This is a genomic window from Vibrio sp. 1069 (assembly GCF_033340555.1).
Genome location: NZ_JAWOWP010000655.1, coordinates 1 through 589, shown reverse-complemented (window position 1 = coordinate 589; position 589 = coordinate 1). Strand labels below are relative to the sequence as shown.

The 589-nt window shown below is 46.0% G+C and carries 1 pseudogene; it reads right to left on the bottom strand.

Annotation, left to right across the window (positions count from 1 at the left end):
* Window positions 1-589 (bottom strand): annotated as a pseudogene (locus tag R7040_RS28300) (phospholipase); the annotation flags it as partial.

Sequence of the window (589 nt, the reverse complement as noted above, 5' to 3'; positions counted from 1 at the left end):
CTTTATCCAACATCTTCGTTTGGTATGGGTACTCTTTTGCAAGCTCACGTAAAAATGCATCACGACCACTAGCAAAAACCTCTTGCAATGCCAGTACGTCATAGCCTTTTACGTAATCAGGGATTAACTCGTAACGGTCACCAATATGTGACGCAATCGCAGGCAAGGCCCAAATGTTGTAAGTCATCAGTTTGAGATTTTGCTCGTTGTTATCGACGGCTTCATCCACTTTGCTTGGTGTGACGGTGTAGTACAAATCGTCATAACGCGCGGTGCTATCCGATTTAAACGCTATCTCTGCGCTGCGAGAGCCAAACGCCTCGGTATTTGAACGATGAATCGTGCGATCGTCTTTTAATGCCAAGTTCACGTCGGCGGCTGACAAACCGTACTCAATGGTCGAGTTGTACCAATGTCCTTCCATGACTTGGTGGAGTGTAATGCTTTCACCTTGCGGGTTAGATACGACAGTTTCAAAGCGATAGTTCTGACCCGATTTCACCCCTTCCCAACGATTAAAACTCAGTACGGGCTTTGTTTCCCAAGGGCCTAATACTTCTACGTGTTGATGCCATTCTTTTCCGTATTG